Below are 15,923 nucleotides of genomic sequence, written 5' to 3' on the forward strand. Positions count from 1 at the left end.
CTTTCTTGCTGGACGAATATCCACTTGTTGCCCTTGAAGCTCTAGTTACTGTAGGGGCTATGTCAATGTGGAATCAATGAATCCTGAGGTCAATCCATGTCTTCCGACGGCAACCGCAACGATCACGGCCATCCGGGTGATCAAGAGCATTCTGACCCAAGAGGCAACTCCTGTTGCGACGCCAGCAAGGACGTCGCGTCCACGGCGCCAGCGCCGTCTGGCGGAAGGAGCTTTCAGGTCTCCGGGCTCGATTGCGCCGAAGAGGTGGCGATCCTGAACCGGGTTGTCGGGCCGAAAGTGGGCGGAACCGAACACCTGGCATTCGACGTGATCAACGGGCGAATGACCATCCTCGATAGCGCCGAGAGGATACCAGACGACGAAGTCACGCAGTTGGTCGCAACGACCGGCATGAGCGCCAAGCCATGGGATGCCGACAACGCAGCAGAGGACCAGGCGGCGCATCTGGCACGTCAGAAGCGCTTTACCTCGTTGAGCGGCGGCTTCTGGGCGGCGGGATTCCTTTTTCACATTGTCGAGACCGGCATGGGCGGCGCGCTCGGGCTCTTTGCGGGCCATGGCGAGGTGCCTATGCCTATGGTGGAAGCAGGGATCTTCGCCGTCGCGATTCTTTTTGGCGTCTGGCTTGTCGCGCCCAAGGCCTGGTCTTCGGCGCGGAGGCTTAGCCCCGACATGAACCTGCTCATGGTGGTGGCCGTCGCGGGCGCCATCGGCCTCGGCGAGTTTTTTGAGGCCGCGACGGTCGCCTTCTTCTTCTCGCTTTCGCTTTATCTTGAGAGCTGGAGCGTGGGGCGGGCGCGTAATGCGGTTTCCGCGCTCCTCGATCTGGCGCCGCCAACGGCGCGGGTTCTTTACGACGACGGATCTGAATCCGACGTTCCGGCCGCGGCCGTGGCAGTCAATGCAAGGTTTATCGTGCGCGGCGGCGACCGGATCCCCCTCGACGGTGAGGTCGTGGACGGGGCAGGGGCCGTCGATCAGGCCCCAATTACTGGGGAAAGCGCGCTAGTGCCCAAGGAACCAGGCGACGAGGTCTATGCCGGCACGATCAACGGCGAGGGCACACTGACGGTGCGGGCGACGAAGGCCGCCTCGGACACGGTGCTCGCGAAAATCATTCGCATGGTGGGCGATGCCCATGCCCGCCGCGCGCCGGTCGAACAGTGGGTGGCCAAGTTCGCGCGCATCTACACACCCATCGTGATGGCTTTGGCGATCGCCATCGCGCTGGTGCCGCCACTGCTGCTCGGCGGCGCCTGGGACTACTGGTTCTACAATGCTCTGGTCCTTCTGGTCATCGCATGTCCTTGCGCGCTGGTCATTTCTACGCCGGTCTCCATCGTGGCAGCGCTGACCGCGTCGGCACGGGCGGGGGTGCTCATCAAGGGCGGCGCCTATGTCGAGGCGCCGGGGCGGACCACGGCACTGGCGATGGACAAGACCGGGACGATCACCATGGGCGAGCCTGAGGTGGCGGCGGTTCACCCACTGGTCGGCGTTTCCGCACGCGATCTCATGGCGCTGGCAGCAAGCCTGGAGGCGCGGTCTTCACACCCGCTGGCACGCGCCATCCTCTCGCGCGCCGAAGCCGATGGTGTTTCCGTGTCTGCCGCAGAGGACACCCGTACCGTGCCCGGGCGCGGTCTGGAAGGACGCGCCGACGGGCGCGCTATCTGGCTCGGCTCGGATCGCTTCGCCGAAGAGAAGGGGTTCGGCAATGCCATTCCGGCGGATCTGCGGGATCGGATCGAAGGGGCAGGGAGCACCCTCGTTGCCGTGGGTGACGAGACCGGCGTGACCGGCGTACTGGAGCTTCGCGACCGCATCCGCCCAGATGCAAAGGGGATCGTTGCGCGTCTGCATGCGCAGGGTGTGAAGACCATCGTGATGTTGACGGGCGACAACGAACGCACCGCGCGCGCGGTGGCAGCCGAAGTCGGCATCGACGAGGTGCGCGCCGAACTTTTGCCAGAAGACAAGGTGACGGCCATTGAGGAACTCGTCGAAAGCCACGACATGGTGGCGATGATCGGCGACGGTGTGAATGACGCACCGGCCATGGCGCGGGCGCATTATGCCATCGCCATGGGCGCTGTCGGATCGGATGCCGCGATCGAGACGGCCGACATCGCGCTGATGACCGACGACATCGGCAAGGTACCCTGGCTTATCGGCCATTCGCGCCGTGCCATGACGATCATCCACCAGAATATCGGCATATCGCTGGCGACCAAGGCGCTGTTCGTCGGGCTGACCGCGTTCGGTATGGCCTCAATGTGGGGCGCCATTGCTGCGGATGTAGGCGTGTCTCTGCTGGTGGTCGCCAACGCACTTCGGCTCCTGAACGGCCATCAGGTTGAGGCCGGGCCTTCAGGCGGAGAACCGGTGGGCGAGCAGATGGCGAAAGGAGCACTGGCGCACGGTCATTGATCCGGCGGTTTCGGTAGCTCGATATCGCTTTTGCGGTCCAGCCACGCCAGCGCCCCGACAGAGAATTCCGAACCCCGGTAGGGTTCCGTCCAGGCGGTCTCGATGTCGTCCCAGGGCAGAGGCTCGAGATTTCCAAGAAAGAGCGTCAGACGGTAGGCCGCTGCCTCGGGAAGCCAAGGCGCCTCCTTGGCCGGCGTCGCGGCGACAGGTCCGGACAGGAGGAGCGCACTTGCGAGTGTGGCGAGCAGCACTCTCATAATATTTCGCATCACCACGGCCTCCAAAGTAAAAAGTTAGACATGGCTAACTTATCTACCCGAAGCAAACAAGTTGTCAATCCCGCTGTTTCGCTGCAAAGTCCCGAGTATGACAAAGCTACAATCACAAGGGCGTGAGCCATTCGAAGCGGTCGACCGGGCTCCCGAGGCGCAGGCCGATGGCTTTGCGACCGTGCGTCAGGCACATGAAAGCGAGATGGCGGAGGATTACGTCGAACTGATCGCGGAACTGATCGAGACGCGCGGGGAGGCCAGACCGGTCGAGATCGCCGAGCGGCTTGGCGTGAAGCCGCCGACCGTGACCAAGAACATCTCGCGGCTCAAGGCTGCTGGTCTGGTCCGGCGGGAGCCATACCGCGCGATATTCCTCACCGATGCCGGGCAGGACCTCGCGGAGATCTGTCGACGCCGCCACAGGGTCGTCGTCGCCTTTCTTCTGAGCCTGGGAATCGACGAAGAGACCGCGGAACGCGATGCGGAAGGGATCGAGCATCACGTCAGCGGGACGACATTGGAGGCGTTCGAGCGACGGCTCAATCAGAAATGAGCTCGCCTAGATGCACATTCGCGCGATTCTCTATCGGGACCTCGAGCTATCAGGTCTTCAAGCCGCTGACACGTTTGCGCAATTTCGAAGCTCGCTAGCCGAGAACCCGCGACAGCACGATGGTTGCAAACAGGGCGACAAGTCCGAAGGCGATCGCAGACGCTACCGCATATTGGAGGATATATAGGTGATTCCCCCTCCTCCGTCGTGCCAGATAGCCACCCCAGATCGCGCCTCCGATAGCGCTCACGATCACAAGCATCAGGATACCTCCGTTCCAAAATGCCGCGCATCGGGATCTCGTCCGAGCAAACTGGCCAGCCAGCCGAAGACCCAGCACCCAAAAACAAGAACCAACAAGGTCCAGTCGCCGAACCGCGCATAGGGCGTTGGAGTACGCGCGCCCGGCAGGCCGGCATCAATGGTGCCTGTTTCCCCGGTATCAAGACGCGCGACGACATTTCCATTGGCGTCGATGATCGCGGATATCCCAGTGTTGGCCGCCCGGACCACGGGAAGTCCCTCCTCGACCGCGCGCATCCGCGCGGAGGCGAGGTGCTGCTCGGGTCCGATGCTGGTTCCGAACCAGGCATCATTTGTGGCGTTGAATATCCAGTCGGGGCGGAAAAGGTCATCGACCACGTGGCCCGGAAAGATGATCTCGTAACAGATCGCCACCGCGACCAGAGGCGCGCCAGGGATCGCCAGCGTGCGCGGCCCTGGTCCCGGCGTGAAATCGCCCAACCCTTCGGTCAGCCGCTCGATGGGCAGCCAGCCTTTCAGGGGCACATATTCCCCGAACGGAACAAGATGATGTTTTGCATACCCCGTCAGAACCTCGCCGCTGCCGTCATAGGCCTGAACCGTGTTGAAATATCTGGTTCCCCCATCGCCCTCCACTCGGTCAGGCGCACCTGTCAGTAGGATCCTGCCGTCTGGCAAAGCTGCAGATATCCGCGCGCGTGCCGCAGCATCTTCGTCCAGAAAGCCGGGGAAGGCCGTTTCCGGCCAAAGCAGCAAATCGAAACGTCCGGGTTGCGCGGACAAGCCCAGGTATTTTTCCAAGGTTCGCTGGCGGCTGCCCGGTACCCACTTCTCGACTTGTGGCACATTGCCTTGGACGATGCGCAAAGCAACGTCTGTCGGCGGCACGTCCTGCCCTGACCGAAGCGCACCGCCAACCCAGAAACCCGCCACAGCAACGGCGAAGAGCACGAGAACAGGCGCGCGTCTCTTTGGCGCCGCCACAGTCAACACACCTGGCAATATGCCGATGAAGACCGTGAGAAAGCCCAAACCGTAGCTTCCGACCCAGGCGGCGGGTTGGCGCAGGGCGGCATAGTCGACAAGGGCATAAGCGGCAAGGTTCCAGGGAAACCCTGTCAGGACATGACCCCGCAGCCATTCCGTGGCCACCCAGCAGGTTGCAAACAGCAGGCCCGCCGCAATGCCGCCGACAGCTCGGCGCTGCATGATGGCGGCAAAAAGCATCGCCGCCATGCCCGGGAAGATGGCAAGTCCGGCGGACAGACCCGCGACCGCCGGAATCGCCAGTGCGCCGAAACGTTCGGCATCGACGTAAAAGCTCTCGGCGATCCAGGAAATTCCAATCCCGAATTGGCCCAGTCCGAAAGCCCAACCGACAAGGAAAGCGCGCGAGGTTGAGATGTTCCGGAGAACGATAAAGAGCACGGAGAAGGCGACAGGGACCGCGATGAGCCAAGAAAACGGCGGAAGAGTCAAAACCGTCAATCCGCCGGCAGCAAGGGCAAGACCCATGCGCTGGAACAGGTTCAGGTCCTCACTAACGAACTGCGGCAATCCCGGCTTCATGAATCGGTCTGAAGTCGAGCGCCAACCCACGGCGCAATGAGCAGCAGCATCACGCCGCCAACCACAAAAACATCGGCCATGTTGAAGGCAGGCCAGTGCGCCGTCCCGATGTAGAAATCGAGGAAATCCGTCACCGCACGATAGCGCAGGCGGTCCAGAATATTGCCGAGTGCACCGCCGATGATCGCACCATAGGCAATGGCCTCGACCCGGCTGCTGGTACGGACCAGCATGAACGCCAGCCAGACGCAGATGCCAAGCGCCAGTAAGACAAGGCTCCACCACGGCGCGCCGCCGAGAAGCCCGAAGGTCACTCCGTCATTGCGCAGGTAGATGAGATTGAAGCCGGGAAAGACCGATACGCCGGAACTAAGAACAGTCGCATTGGACACAACGATTGCCTTCGTTGCCTGATCGACAAGAAAGGCGATCAGCGCAGCAAGCAGACCGACGAAGAGGCAAGTTCTCATCAGCTTATCCCAGCCAGACGTCGAGGAACAACATGATCACAAGACCAACGGCGAGGCCGAGCGTCGCCCTGTTCTGATGGCCGGATCGGTGGGTTTCCGGAATGATCTCGTGGCTGATGACGTAGAGCATCGCACCTGCTGCGAAGGCGAGACCCCAGGGCAGCAGCGGTTGCGAAAGACTGATAATCCCTGCGCCGAGAAGTCCACCGACGGGCTCGACGAGACCGGTCAGAGCGGCGATGCCCCAGGCGCGAAGCCTGGAATAGCCCTCGCCGAGCAACGAAACCGCCACCGCCAGACCTTCGGGGGCATTCTGTAATCCAATACCGATCGCAAGTGGCAACCCGCCCGACAAACCGTCAGCCCCGAACCCGACGCCGACGGCAAGCCCTTCGGGAAAATTGTGGATAGTGATCGCGATGATGAAAAGCCAGACGCGCCGCAGCGATGCGGCGTCGGGACCTTCCCGCCCCGTCTTGAAATGTTCATGCGGTAGCCGTTCGTTCATCAGAGCGATCGCGCCCATGCCAAGCAGGATCGCAACACATACGATGGCCGCCGGGAGAGCACCGTTGTCGAACTGTCCTTCAGCTGCGTCGAGAGCCGGGATGATCAGCGAGAAGAACGAAGCCGCGAGCATGACACCCGCCGCGAAGCCAAGCAGCAGATCGCGCGTGGCCCGGGACGGGATGCGCCCAAAAAGAACGGGGACCGCCCCGACCGCGGTCAGCGATCCGGCGGCCAGGCTTCCAAGAAAGCCAAGCGCTATGGGGGAGAGGGGTTCCAATTGTTAAGGTTCTGCCGCGAGTTCAGTCAGGAGCCGAGTAGCTGGTGTAGACCTCGGTCGATCCGTCTTCGTGGATCAGGAAGACATCGTAAGCCTCCCGGTCGTCCTCCGGTCCCATGCCGGGCGACCCGTAGGGCATTCCCGGCACCGCCAGGCCTACCGCGTCTGGCCGGTCCTCCAGCAGGCGTTGGATGTCAGCCGCCGGCACGTGGCCCTCGATCACATAGCCGTCGACCAAAGCCGTATGGCAGGAGACCATGCGCTGCGGCACGCCATTGTCGAGTTTGAAGCGCACAAGAGATCCTCCGAACATGTCCTCGCCCATCGGCGCGAAGCCATTCTCCTCGAGGTGCTTCATCCAGGACAGGCAACAGCCGCAGCCGTTTGTCTTCCGGACGTCGATCTGAATCGCCTCTGCGACGGCCTGCGCCGCAGGAAGCAAGGCAAATGCGATGGCAAGGGCGGGAGTAAATCGTTTCATGGATCAAAGCCTTTCGGTTGTCGTCTGTGCAAATTCGCTGGCGAGCCTCTCAGCAAGAAGTGAACGCGCCTCACGCAGTCGCTCAAGCGCGGCCGTGTCGTCCGCTTCACGCTCGGCCGCCTCTGCCAATCGGTCGTCAGAGAGAGGGTCGGTTGGGCGACCGTCCACCAGCACTTCGTAATGTAGGTTGGGGCCTGTCGCGGTACCCGTCGCACCGACCCGCCCGATCATATCTCCGGCCATCACGCGTTGCCCTTGTGTGAGCCCGTCCGGTACGGCGCTCAGATGCGCATAGCGCGTCAGGGTGTCGGAGCCATGAGCGATCTCGACGACCCGGCCATACCCACCGCGTCGGCCGATGAAGCTAACGCGGCCCGGCGCCGTCGCCTGTACCGGCGTGCCGCGCGCCGCCGCGAAGTCGACTCCTGTGTGCATCCGTACATTGCCGTAGACCGGATGGGTGCGGCGCCCGAACACAGAACTCAGCCGTGCACCTTCGACCGGTTGCGCAAACACGCGCAGGACTTCTCCGTCGACATAGATCGTCGCTTGGCCGCTGCCGTCGTTCGGCCAGACGATTTCATAGACCGAGCCATCGATATCCAGTGCGGCAAAGGCAAGCTCGGGCTGACCAATCCTCTTGTTCCCGTCTCGGGCCTCGCGCCAAAGGAGGCGCATCGTCTCGCCACCCGCAAGATCACGACGGAAATCCACGGTGCCGCCCAGCATCTGCGCCAGGTCCACCGCAAAACGGGCGGGGATGTCTGCCGTGTTCAGGGCGGCGAAAATCGAGCTCTCGATCACCGCCTCGCCGGCGAAAGTCACCAATTCGGGATCCGGGTCCAACACGCGGGCGGCAAGCTGTTCGCCGAAGACCGCCTCTATCCGGACACCGTCTTCGACGGCGAGCTCTACACGACGCGGGTTGTCGTCCGTTGTGGAAACCACCGTAATGATGTGACCCGGACGCAGACGGCGCAGATCGTATTCCGTGCCAATCGCCAAGGCGATTTCGGCGCGATCCGAAGCATCCAGCCCCGCATCGGAAAGGACCGCATCAAGCGTCTCGCCGGACGCAATCTCCCGCGACCAGGTGACCAGCGGGGGCTCGATAGATGGCAAGGAGGTATCAGCGGGGGAAACGGTCAGGAGCGGCCGGGGTCTGAACTCGAATGCGATATCCGCCTGGGCGAGTGTAGGGCGGACCGAATTGGTTTCGGTAATCCGAGGCGGCGCAAGCGGATTGGGAGTCCAGAGGGTCGCTTCAGCAATCGCAGGGGGCACCGGTTCTTTGGACAGAACGCCAGAGATGGCGATGGCGGTCACCGAAAATGCGCCTGCGACCGCAACGGCCGCCAAGACAGTTCTTATCTTCATGTTGCCCCCTCTACGTCTTCTGTCAGTGCGCGCTGGATCTTCGGCACCGCGAATTCTCTTTGCTCGTGATAGTCGATCATGGTGACGAGCTCACCCTCGGCATCGAACAGGAATACGCTTGCCGTATGGTTCATCGTATAGCCGCCGCCCTCAGTCGGGACGCGCTCAAATGAGGCACGAAACCCTTCTGCAGCGCGGGCAATTTGGTCTTCCGGCCCCGTCCAGCCACGAATGACCGGATGAAAATAGCCGACATATTCGGCCATGGCCTCGACCGTGTCCCGCTCCGGGTCGACCGTGATGAAGACCACGTTCATCTCTGATGCTTCGTCGCCCAGTTCCTCAAGCCAGCCGGAAATATCCGATAGGGTCGTCGGGCAGACGTCCGGGCAGTAGGTGAACCCGAAAAACACCATTGTGGGACGACCGATCAGGTTGCCAGGCCCTACCTCATTTTCCTCGTGGTCGGTCAGCCGGAACTCCATCGCCGATAGGGGCAGGGGCCGCTGCCCTTTTGGTTCAGGCGCACCGGGCCCGTCCACCCGCCACCAGCCCACGAAGAGCGTCAGGCCAAGAACGCCGGCACCGGCTGCGCCGTATAGAAGGAGCTGCCGACGTTGCATCAGCCCTCCGGTCCACGCGCGGCGATTCCGAGGATTGGGACCTCGACCGTCACCTTGCCGCCATCCGAGAAGGTCAGTGTCAGCGGGAAATTCTCGCCTTCGGTCATCGGCTCTTGCAGCTTCATGAGCATGGCGTGCAACCCGCCCGGCTCCAATGCCACGCTTTGGCCGGGCTCAATCGTGATCTCGCCTGCAGGCGCCATGGAACTGACGCCATCGGAGTTGGTTTTCGACTCATGGATCTCGGGCATCATTGCCAGCGGTGTCGCAAGTCCGGTCAGCGTAACGGCGTCTTCACCCGTGTTGCGCACGGTCATATAGGCGGCACCTGGCCTGTTGACGCCGATCGAGGCGCGGGACCACGCATTCTCGACCACGACATCCTCCGAACCGGCCAGTGCGGGGGCCGACAGCCCTGCAACCGTCAAAAGCACGGCCAATGCATTGGTATATCTCAACTTCTTCACCACTCGTTTCTCCTGCCTCCGCAAATCAGCTTTGGCTTGCCGCAACTTCCACTGCCACCAGCCTCTGCAATTCGGCCTCACCGAACGGATCGAGAGGCTTGCCGTTCACGAAGAACGTGGGCGTTTGGCGGACCCCGACTGTCTCGACATCGGCGCGGTCCTGGTTGAGCACCGCCACAACACCGGGGGCCAGCATCTGTGTCCGGGCAGCTTCGACATCCAGACCTCCGCTTGCTGCAATCTCAAGGATCAATCCGGGTGCCGGGGTCCCGTGAGACGCCCATCTGGGCTGCTCTCGCAAGACTGCCTCGAGCACAGGTTCAAACACGTCCTGCATGCGCGCCGCCTCGAGCACACGGATCGCTTCTACCGACGCCTCGCCGTGAAAAGGCGTATAGCGGCTTACAACGCGCACCGCGTCTCCGTGCTCCGCCATGATATCCTCGACGACCGGATAGAAAGCGCGGCATGCCTCGCAGGCCGGGTCGAAGAATTCAACGATGGTTACGGGCGCATCCTCGGGCCCGAGGATCGGGGAATAGGGTCGGATCAGCGCGTCGGCCATTTCAGGGTCGATGGGATCGGACGCGGCAATCGGGTCGGGGCGGGTGGCATACCAGGCGGCACCGCCGAAACCGGCGACCCCGAGCGCGAGAACGGACAGGATGAGGCCGCGTCGTTTCATTTTTGTGTTTCCTTCAGTGAGAGAGCCGACAGCAGACCGATCATCGCGAAGGCGACGAGCGCCATCAAAGGAATCGGAATGCCGAAGACCAGTTGATTGTCGTCGGTACAGGATGGGCCGGTCGCCGTGCAGGGCTGGATACGCTCGGGGATAACGCCGACATAGAGGCCCAAGTGCCAAAGCGCGACGGCGGCACCGCCCAAAGCCAGCGCGATCCCGTAGCGACCCACGCGCCGATCCTGCCACCACAGCCCAAGCCCGAGGATGATGGCCAAGGGGAACATGAAGGCACGCTGGAACCAGCAGAGCACGCAAGGTGTCTGCCCCAGAACCTCGCCGATGAAGAGCACGGCAAGCGACGCGGTGAGCGCGATGATCCAGGCCAGGCCAAGGGCCGTCTCTCCGGAAAGTCGGGTCATGACGATCAGATCCTCTGTCTCAGATCGGCGAGGATCTCTTCGGCGGGCGTGCCGTAGGGCCAGGAGTCCGCGAAGCCTGCTTGCGTGTCGAAAAGGAAAAGATGCGACGTGTGACCCATCGTGTATCCGCCCGGCGCAGTCGCCTGCTCGATCCGCTCAAAGAATATCGGAAAGGTTTCGGATGTCGCGGCGATCTGCTCCGGTGTACCGGTCAGCCCGATGATCCCTGCGTCGAACAGGGGCACATACTCGGCAAGTGCAGTCGGCGTATCCCGCTCCGGATCAATCGTTATGAAAATCGGCTGAACCATTGCTGCCTCATCGCCCAGGCCCTCCATCACGGCCGCGACTTCGGACAGTGTTGTCGGACAGACGTCGGGGCAATTGGTGAAGCCAAAGAAGACCAGCATCCAGCGCCCTGCGAAATCTTCGTCCGTTTGGACCATGCCGCGATGATCGGTCAGTTCGAAATCAGCAAGAAACGGTGGTTCACTCTCGGTGCGGGCAAGATCGGCACGGTAGTCGGACCATAGCAACAGCCAGATGAAAACGAACGCCGCCGCGCCCGCCAACACCCACAATACCTTCTGAAGACCTGAAAGCCTCACGCCGCTCCGCCCGAACCTGATTCTATATTTTGTGTGCGTTTACATCCTCTAGCTACTGTAGGTTCAAGCGTGATTGTCATCGATCGGCCAACAATCACCGATCTGTGAAACTCGGGTGAAGCTTGTGATGCGCACCGCATAAAGCTACACCCACTGTAGGTAATGTGGGGAGCGGAAATGCTGACGATTGGGACGCTGGCGAAGAAGACCGGAACAAAGGTGCAGACCATCCGGTATTACGAGCAGATCGGACTTATGCCTGAGCCCGGCAGGACCGAGGGGGGCCAACGACGCTATGGCGACGCCGAACTCGACCGCTTGTCATTCGTCCGGCACGCACGGCAACTGGGGTTCTCGTTGGACGCGATCCGTGAGCTCCTCGATCTCAGCGATCATCCGGGAAAGTCCTGCGCTGAGGCGGATGCAATAGCCCGTCGGCAACTCAAACAGGTCGAGCAACGATTGGCGCGGCTCGAGGCGCTGCGGACGGAATTGAAGCGGATGGTGCATGAGTGCAGCGGCGGACAGACTTCTGATTGCCGTGTGCTCGAGGTACTGCGCGACCATTCCGAATGCCTGACCGACCATGAAGAGATCGGCGCCTGAGCAATTTCGACGACCTTTGATCGGAACGCAAAAAGCCCGGTGTTAGTTACTCATTGGCAATTCACTAATTTGGATACCCGGCATGGCGGAGCAGAGAAACGCAACGGAAAGACGCACACTCTGGATCGTGCTGGGTCTCAACATCGGGCTGGCAGTCGCTTTCTTCGCCTCGGGCGCATTCGGCGAGTCAAGCGCGCTTATCGCCAATGGCCTCGACAATCTGTCGGACAGTTTCGTCTACGCGATCAGCCTCTTCGCGCTGTCCCGCTCCGCCAAGTGGAAGCGCGGAGCGGCGAACGTTTCGGGCGGCCTGCTGATCCTCTTCGCCCTTGGAATCCTGTATGACGCGTGGCGCCGCTACGTCGGCGGATCGGATCCTCTTGGCACGATCATGATTGTCATGGCGCTGGTAGCGGCGGCCATCAACGCACTTTGCGTCTGGCTGCTGGCACGGCTTCGCGATCCAGACGTAAACATCCGAGCGGCGAATACGTTCAGCTGGAACGACTTCGCGGCCAATCTCGGAATCGTCGTCGCAGGCGGGCTCGTAGCCTGGCTCGGAACGAATTGGCCGGACCTTGTCGTGGGCGTGATTGTCGCCGGCATCGCGGCCTGGGGTGGCGTCGGAATCCTGAGAGACGCGCATGGTGAACACCACAAGGCGGTGCACAATGACGATCAGGTAACCAAGGACTCGGCCTGAAATCGGGGCTTGAAGCTACAGTGACTGTAGCAACTACATATTCTCGTGAACGATTCGAGGAGGTATCCCGTGAACCCCGCCGACCCTCATTTGGCCAAAACCCGGCTGCTGGATTTTGACGCGACCTCAATTGCAAAACTGATCGAGGAGCGCGGCTGGGCAGACCTTCCCAGCGACGACCGAATTGGGGCCATCTACGATTTCGTCAGGAACGAGATTACCTTCGGCTACAACCGCGCCGACGACATTCCGGCGTCCGAGGTCCTCGCAGATGGCCACGGGCAGTGCAACACCAAGGGCACGCTCCTCATGGCCCTGCTGCGTGGCGTGGGAGTTCGCTGCCGACTGCACGGGTTCACAATCCACAAGGCGCTTCAGAGAGGCGTCGTTCCGGAACTCGTCTATCCCCTCGCGCCGTCCGAAATCCTCCACTCCTGGGTAGAGGTGGACTTGGGCGACGGATGGGTCAATCACCGCCAGAACTTCGGATTTGTGCGCGACTTGCTCTATCGCCACGTCATCCGTCACTGGATGAATGCCAGGGTTCGCCGCATCCGCCGCGGAATCTTGCCGCCGGTCCCCGGATTCGATCGGCCGAACCACCGCCATGAGGAGACGAACCGTGCCGCATGATCACGGCCACGCCCACATCGATCCTCAATCCGGTGATCGTCGCGTCTCCATCGCCATCTGGGCCAACGGCCTCCTGACGGTCGCGCAGATCGTCGGCGGGATCCTTTCCGGCAGCCTCGCGCTGATCGCGGATGCCCTCCACAATTTCTCGGACATGGCGTCGCTGGTGATCGCCTTCTTCGCGCGTAAGATCGCTCGCCGCCCGGCGGACAAGCGCATGACCTTCGGCTATGGGCGGGTAGAAATCGTCGCAGCGCTCATCAACTACACGACACTTATCCTGATCGGCTTCTACCTGATCTACGAGGGTGGCATGCGCATGATCGACCCACCAGAGGTACAGGGCTGGACGGTGGTGATCCTGGGCGGTGTGGCACTGGTCGTCGACACGTTGACGGCGCTGCTCACCTATTCGATGCAGAAAGGCAGCGTGAACATCCGTGCGCTCTTCCTGCACAACCTATCGGACGCTTTGGCCTCCGTGGCGGTCATCATCGGCGGCTCGCTCATCCTCCTCTACAACATGCGGTGGGTCGACCCGGCGATCACCATCGGCATCGCTCTCTACATCCTCTACCTCGCATTTACCGAGATCGGCGGTCCGATTCGGACGCTGATGCTCGGCAGTCCACCGGACATCGATAATGAAACCGTCGTTCAGGCGATGCGGGGTGTGGATGGTGTCGCGGACGTTCATCACGTGCATCTGTGGCAGATGCAGGAGCACGAGGCGGCTCTGGACTGCCACGTCGTGCTGACAGCGGACGGCTGGGGTCAAATCGAAAAGATCAAGGCCGCGATCAAGGACCGGCTGAAGGACGATTTCAGCATCGGTCATTCGAGTCTGGAATTTGAGCACGAAGACCGCGCACACGAAAACGCTGACCTCTACGGTCACGGCAAACCGGAAAAAGAGGAGGAAAACCATGTTCACCGAGACACTGACAGCTCATGACGACACGATTGGCCTCGCCTGCGAGGGCAAGCTCAGCGAAAGCGACCTGAAACGGATGCACGCCCTGCTTCATGAGCGCCTGCAAGAGACAAGTAAGCCCGGCCTGGTTCTCGATCTCACGAGGTTCGAAGGCTACGATGGGCCGTCCGCTCTGCTCGAAGATCTGAAAATCGACACAGCCCATAGGAATGACTTCCGCCGCGTCGCTGTGGTGGGCGAAGGGGCTTTGTTGGAGTGGGGAACCAGGTTCGCCGACGTGCTGACCACGGCAGAACTCCGTTAGTTCGACCCGGCGGAAATGAAGGCGGCAATCGCCTGGGCAAGTGAAAGGTAGAGTAGCTTTCAATCAGATGCCTTCGCAGAAGACAGCATCTGTTCGAAACCATAAACAAAAGAACTACAGCAGTTGCGAGACCCAAGAGCAATCCGAAAGTTCTGAACATGGTCGCTCCTTTCGCAAAGGAGTAACTTTGGTACGGTGGCACTGCCCTTGCCGGGGCATTATCAAATCGTAATGTTTTAGCGGCTCAGGGCGCCAGTTGGTTAACATAAACTTCATTATGCGGCTTTATATTTTGCGTTGCGATAGTATATTATCGTATGTATGCTGAACTCCTCTCACGGAGGTCCCCCAGTATGCGCCATTTACTCAAGAAGCTCCTCCCCTCGGTCGCAGTCGCTTTGGCCGCGACAAGCTTTTCGCTGCCGGCACCCGCCCGCGCGCAGACCTACCCGATCGATTGCGCGATCCTCTTGTGCCTGTCTGGCGGCTGGCCCGCTTCCGTCCCTTGCGCCCGAGCCCGCGCCGAGTTCATCCGGCGGATTACGCCTTGGCCAGTGGAACCGCCGCTGCAAATCTGGCGCTGTCCCATGGGCGCGTCCTATGAGAGCGATCGGCAATCAAACAACGCTGACCGCATAATTGAAGCCTTGTACCGGACCGACAACCGTCGACCGCTCCAATCCTTGCCAGTAGATAATCTCGTTCCCACAGACTTCACCCTTCGGCTTGTTCAGGACCGCGCGGACATCGATATCAGCGGGCCAGAGTTCAATTTCGTGCGGTCCATCCGCGTCTTCGATGTACGGTATGCACGACAGCACGAGTCCGGGCGCGATGGGGATTGTAACCGAAGCGCGACCGTGGTCCTCGGCACCTACGGGACCCAAGGCGATTTCTCATGGCAGCGATCTTCCATAACTGCCCTGCCCGAGGCCCATGTGGGACTTGAACGTTGGGGCCAGAATTGCCCGGGTATCTATCACCGATCTGTCTTCGTCGATTGGCGTGACTATGAGGGCAACTACGGCTTCGAACAGGTGAACTACTAGCGCTGACAAAGACAGCTTTGCCATCATGCTGCGAGAATTTTAGCGTGCTGAGTTGTTCAAATACCGGCCCTTCGCTGCTTTCGGTGCGTTTGTCCGGAGAGCGGACTAAGCACCATTTCGCTGCGGCTGCGCCAGTGGCCGCTTCAGCTCAATCCGAAAAAACGGTTAAACCTAGAGAACCCACAAGGGAATGCTTTCCCCCGCTGCAGGCTACATCACTCACCGCTGTATCAATTGCGGCGCATCGGCATCCCCAAGGGCCATTTCGGGCAGCCAAGTGATAAGCTGAGGAAACGAGATCAGCGCCGCGATCAGTGCAATCTCAATGGCAACAAGGGTAACCGACCGATTGTGGCCGCCTGCCTGAGGCTGGGGTTCCGAGGTAAGACACGTGCATAACGACGTCGTTATGCACGTGTTTTATTCGGAGGAGCCATGCTGGGCGAGGTTCTGGGTGTCGAACGGCGCCGACGGTGGAGCGAAGATGAGAAGCTGGAGATCCTGTCGGAAGTCGGCGTCGGCGGGGTGTCGGTGACGCAGGTCGCGCAGCGCCACGAGATCACGCGGTCCCAGATCTACGGCTGGCGGCGTGATCTGAAGAAGAAGGGCCTATGGTCGCCGGATCGCGGGGCCGTTTTCCTGCCAGTGGATTTTAATTCGTGCCCGGA

20 protein-coding genes are annotated in these 15,923 nt (G+C 61.2%); 9 read left to right on the forward strand and 11 right to left on the reverse strand.

The genetic code is table 11. The features are described 5' to 3' along the window. Positions 1-96: 96 nt before the first annotated feature. Positions 97-2,451, forward strand: a complete 2,355-nt coding sequence (locus tag Q344_RS0121970) for a heavy metal translocating P-type ATPase (protein WP_207287124.1) — start codon at positions 97-99, stop codon at positions 2,449-2,451. On the opposite strand, the gene Q344_RS0121975 is transcribed toward Q344_RS0121970, so the two are convergent. Further along, the gene (locus tag Q344_RS0121975; protein ID WP_012187175.1) at positions 2,445-2,720 is read right to left on the reverse strand and encodes a hypothetical protein; all 276 of its coding nucleotides are present in this window, start codon (positions 2,718-2,720) and stop codon (positions 2,445-2,447) included. The genes Q344_RS0121970 and Q344_RS0121975 overlap by 7 nt on opposite strands. Before the next feature lie 97 nt (positions 2,721-2,817). On the opposite strand from Q344_RS0121975, the gene mntR reads away from it, so the two are divergent. Further along, positions 2,818-3,276 carry a manganese-binding transcriptional regulator MntR gene (gene mntR, locus Q344_RS0121980; RefSeq protein ID WP_008327326.1) on the forward strand — a complete coding sequence of 153 codons (459 nt, stop codon included), beginning with the start codon at positions 2,818-2,820 and terminating at the stop codon, positions 3,274-3,276. 261 nt (positions 3,277-3,537) lie between these two features. Here mntR and lnt read toward each other — a convergent pair whose 3' ends face one another. Genes lnt through Q344_RS0122035 form a run of 10 tightly spaced genes read right to left on the reverse strand, consistent with a single transcriptional unit; the run spans position 3,538 to position 10,990 of the window. Continuing rightward, entirely contained in the window at positions 3,538-5,109 is a 1,572-nt protein-coding gene (gene lnt, locus Q344_RS0121990; protein WP_009807490.1) for an apolipoprotein N-acyltransferase, read from the reverse strand. Continuing rightward, entirely contained in the window at positions 5,106-5,579 is a 474-nt protein-coding gene (lspA, locus tag Q344_RS0121995) for a signal peptidase II (protein WP_007803461.1), read from the reverse strand. Before lspA ends, lnt begins: the two co-directional genes overlap by 4 nt. Before the next feature lie 4 nt (positions 5,580-5,583). Next, positions 5,584-6,366, reverse strand: a complete 783-nt coding sequence (locus Q344_RS0122000) for a ZIP family metal transporter (RefSeq protein ID WP_007803463.1) — start codon at positions 6,364-6,366, stop codon at positions 5,584-5,586. Between the two features lie 22 nt (positions 6,367-6,388). Beyond that, entirely contained in the window at positions 6,389-6,847 is a 459-nt protein-coding gene (locus tag Q344_RS0122005) for a DUF411 domain-containing protein (RefSeq protein ID WP_007803465.1), read from the reverse strand. Between the two features lie 3 nt (positions 6,848-6,850). Next, the gene (locus Q344_RS0122010) at positions 6,851-8,224 is read right to left on the reverse strand and encodes a M23 family metallopeptidase (protein ID WP_007803467.1); all 1,374 of its coding nucleotides are present in this window, start codon (positions 8,222-8,224) and stop codon (positions 6,851-6,853) included. Continuing rightward, positions 8,221-8,847 (reverse strand): SCO family protein, encoded by a 627-nt coding sequence (locus Q344_RS0122015; protein ID WP_007803468.1) that lies wholly within the window; start codon positions 8,845-8,847, stop codon positions 8,221-8,223. Before Q344_RS0122015 ends, Q344_RS0122010 begins: the two co-directional genes overlap by 4 nt. Next, the gene (locus Q344_RS0122020; protein WP_008327335.1) at positions 8,847-9,317 is read right to left on the reverse strand and encodes a copper chaperone PCu(A)C; all 471 of its coding nucleotides are present in this window, start codon (positions 9,315-9,317) and stop codon (positions 8,847-8,849) included. Before Q344_RS0122020 ends, Q344_RS0122015 begins: the two co-directional genes overlap by 1 nt. 22 nt (positions 9,318-9,339) lie before the next feature. Next, positions 9,340-9,999, reverse strand: coding sequence for a DsbA family protein (locus tag Q344_RS0122025; protein ID WP_028288645.1), 660 nt, complete (start codon positions 9,997-9,999; stop codon positions 9,340-9,342). Beyond that, positions 9,996-10,418 (reverse strand): disulfide bond formation protein B, encoded by a 423-nt coding sequence (locus Q344_RS0122030; RefSeq protein WP_007803474.1) that lies wholly within the window; start codon positions 10,416-10,418, stop codon positions 9,996-9,998. The genes Q344_RS0122025 and Q344_RS0122030 overlap by 4 nt, the downstream gene beginning before the upstream one ends. A gap of 5 nt (positions 10,419-10,423) precedes the next feature. Beyond that, positions 10,424-10,990 (reverse strand): SCO family protein, encoded by a 567-nt coding sequence (locus Q344_RS0122035; protein ID WP_007803475.1) that lies wholly within the window; start codon positions 10,988-10,990, stop codon positions 10,424-10,426. 213 nt (positions 10,991-11,203) lie between these two features. Here Q344_RS0122035 and Q344_RS0122040 point away from each other — a divergent pair, with 213 nt between their 5' ends. From Q344_RS0122040 to Q344_RS0122065, 7 genes are all read left to right on the forward strand, one after another. Next, positions 11,204-11,632 carry a MerR family transcriptional regulator gene (locus Q344_RS0122040; protein ID WP_007803476.1) on the forward strand — a complete coding sequence of 143 codons (429 nt, stop codon included), beginning with the start codon at positions 11,204-11,206 and terminating at the stop codon, positions 11,630-11,632. A gap of 82 nt (positions 11,633-11,714) precedes the next feature. After that, positions 11,715-12,335 carry a cation efflux transmembrane domain-containing protein gene (locus Q344_RS0122045; RefSeq protein ID WP_008327361.1) on the forward strand — a complete coding sequence of 207 codons (621 nt, stop codon included), beginning with the start codon at positions 11,715-11,717 and terminating at the stop codon, positions 12,333-12,335. Between the two features lie 69 nt (positions 12,336-12,404). Next, the gene (locus Q344_RS0122050; RefSeq protein ID WP_007803479.1) at positions 12,405-12,968 is read left to right on the forward strand and encodes a transglutaminase-like domain-containing protein; all 564 of its coding nucleotides are present in this window, start codon (positions 12,405-12,407) and stop codon (positions 12,966-12,968) included. Continuing rightward, positions 12,958-13,923, forward strand: coding sequence for a cation diffusion facilitator family transporter (locus Q344_RS0122055; protein ID WP_007803480.1), 966 nt, complete (start codon positions 12,958-12,960; stop codon positions 13,921-13,923). The genes Q344_RS0122050 and Q344_RS0122055 overlap by 11 nt, the downstream gene beginning before the upstream one ends. Continuing rightward, on the forward strand, positions 13,895-14,206 hold the full coding sequence (locus Q344_RS0122060) for a SpoIIAA family protein (RefSeq protein WP_007803481.1): 312 nt from the start codon (positions 13,895-13,897) through the stop codon (positions 14,204-14,206). The genes Q344_RS0122055 and Q344_RS0122060 overlap by 29 nt, the downstream gene beginning before the upstream one ends. Before the next feature lie 353 nt (positions 14,207-14,559). After that, the gene (locus tag Q344_RS25870) at positions 14,560-15,255 is read left to right on the forward strand and encodes a hypothetical protein (RefSeq protein WP_223229251.1); all 696 of its coding nucleotides are present in this window, start codon (positions 14,560-14,562) and stop codon (positions 15,253-15,255) included. A gap of 435 nt (positions 15,256-15,690) precedes the next feature. Beyond that, the coding region (locus tag Q344_RS0122065) for a transposase (protein ID WP_028288646.1) at positions 15,691-15,923 on the forward strand (233 nt) is incomplete at its 3' end.

The organism is Pseudooceanicola nanhaiensis DSM 18065, assembly GCF_000688295.1.
Classification (GTDB): Bacteria; Pseudomonadota; Alphaproteobacteria; order Rhodobacterales; family Rhodobacteraceae; genus Pseudooceanicola; species Pseudooceanicola nanhaiensis.

Bases quoted from the DNA above. Each gene is read 5' to 3' on its own strand.
- Q344_RS0122060 (WP_007803481.1), top strand. From the start codon at position 13,895: ATGTTCACCGAGACACTGACAGCTCATGACGACACGATTGGCCTCGCC.
- lspA (WP_007803461.1), bottom strand. From the start codon at position 5,579: ATGAGAACTTGCCTCTTCGTCGGTCTGCTTGCTGCGCTGATCGCCTTT.
- Q344_RS0121970 (WP_207287124.1), top strand. From the start codon at position 97: ATGTCTTCCGACGGCAACCGCAACGATCACGGCCATCCGGGTGATCAA.
- Q344_RS0121975 (WP_012187175.1), bottom strand. From the start codon at position 2,720: ATGCGAAATATTATGAGAGTGCTGCTCGCCACACTCGCAAGTGCGCTC.
- lnt (WP_009807490.1), bottom strand. From the start codon at position 5,109: ATGAAGCCGGGATTGCCGCAGTTCGTTAGTGAGGACCTGAACCTGTTC.
- Q344_RS0122010 (WP_007803467.1), bottom strand. From the start codon at position 8,224: ATGAAGATAAGAACTGTCTTGGCGGCCGTTGCGGTCGCAGGCGCATTT.
- Q344_RS0122030 (WP_007803474.1), bottom strand. From the start codon at position 10,418: ATGACCCGACTTTCCGGAGAGACGGCCCTTGGCCTGGCCTGGATCATC.
- Q344_RS0122005 (WP_007803465.1), bottom strand. From the start codon at position 6,847: ATGAAACGATTTACTCCCGCCCTTGCCATCGCATTTGCCTTGCTTCCT.
- Q344_RS0122045 (WP_008327361.1), top strand. From the start codon at position 11,715: ATGGCGGAGCAGAGAAACGCAACGGAAAGACGCACACTCTGGATCGTG.
- mntR (WP_008327326.1), top strand. From the start codon at position 2,818: ATGACAAAGCTACAATCACAAGGGCGTGAGCCATTCGAAGCGGTCGAC.
- Q344_RS0122040 (WP_007803476.1), top strand. From the start codon at position 11,204: ATGCTGACGATTGGGACGCTGGCGAAGAAGACCGGAACAAAGGTGCAG.
- Q344_RS25870 (WP_223229251.1), top strand. From the start codon at position 14,560: ATGCGCCATTTACTCAAGAAGCTCCTCCCCTCGGTCGCAGTCGCTTTG.
- Q344_RS0122025 (WP_028288645.1), bottom strand. From the start codon at position 9,999: ATGAAACGACGCGGCCTCATCCTGTCCGTTCTCGCGCTCGGGGTCGCC.
- Q344_RS0122015 (WP_007803468.1), bottom strand. From the start codon at position 8,847: ATGCAACGTCGGCAGCTCCTTCTATACGGCGCAGCCGGTGCCGGCGTT.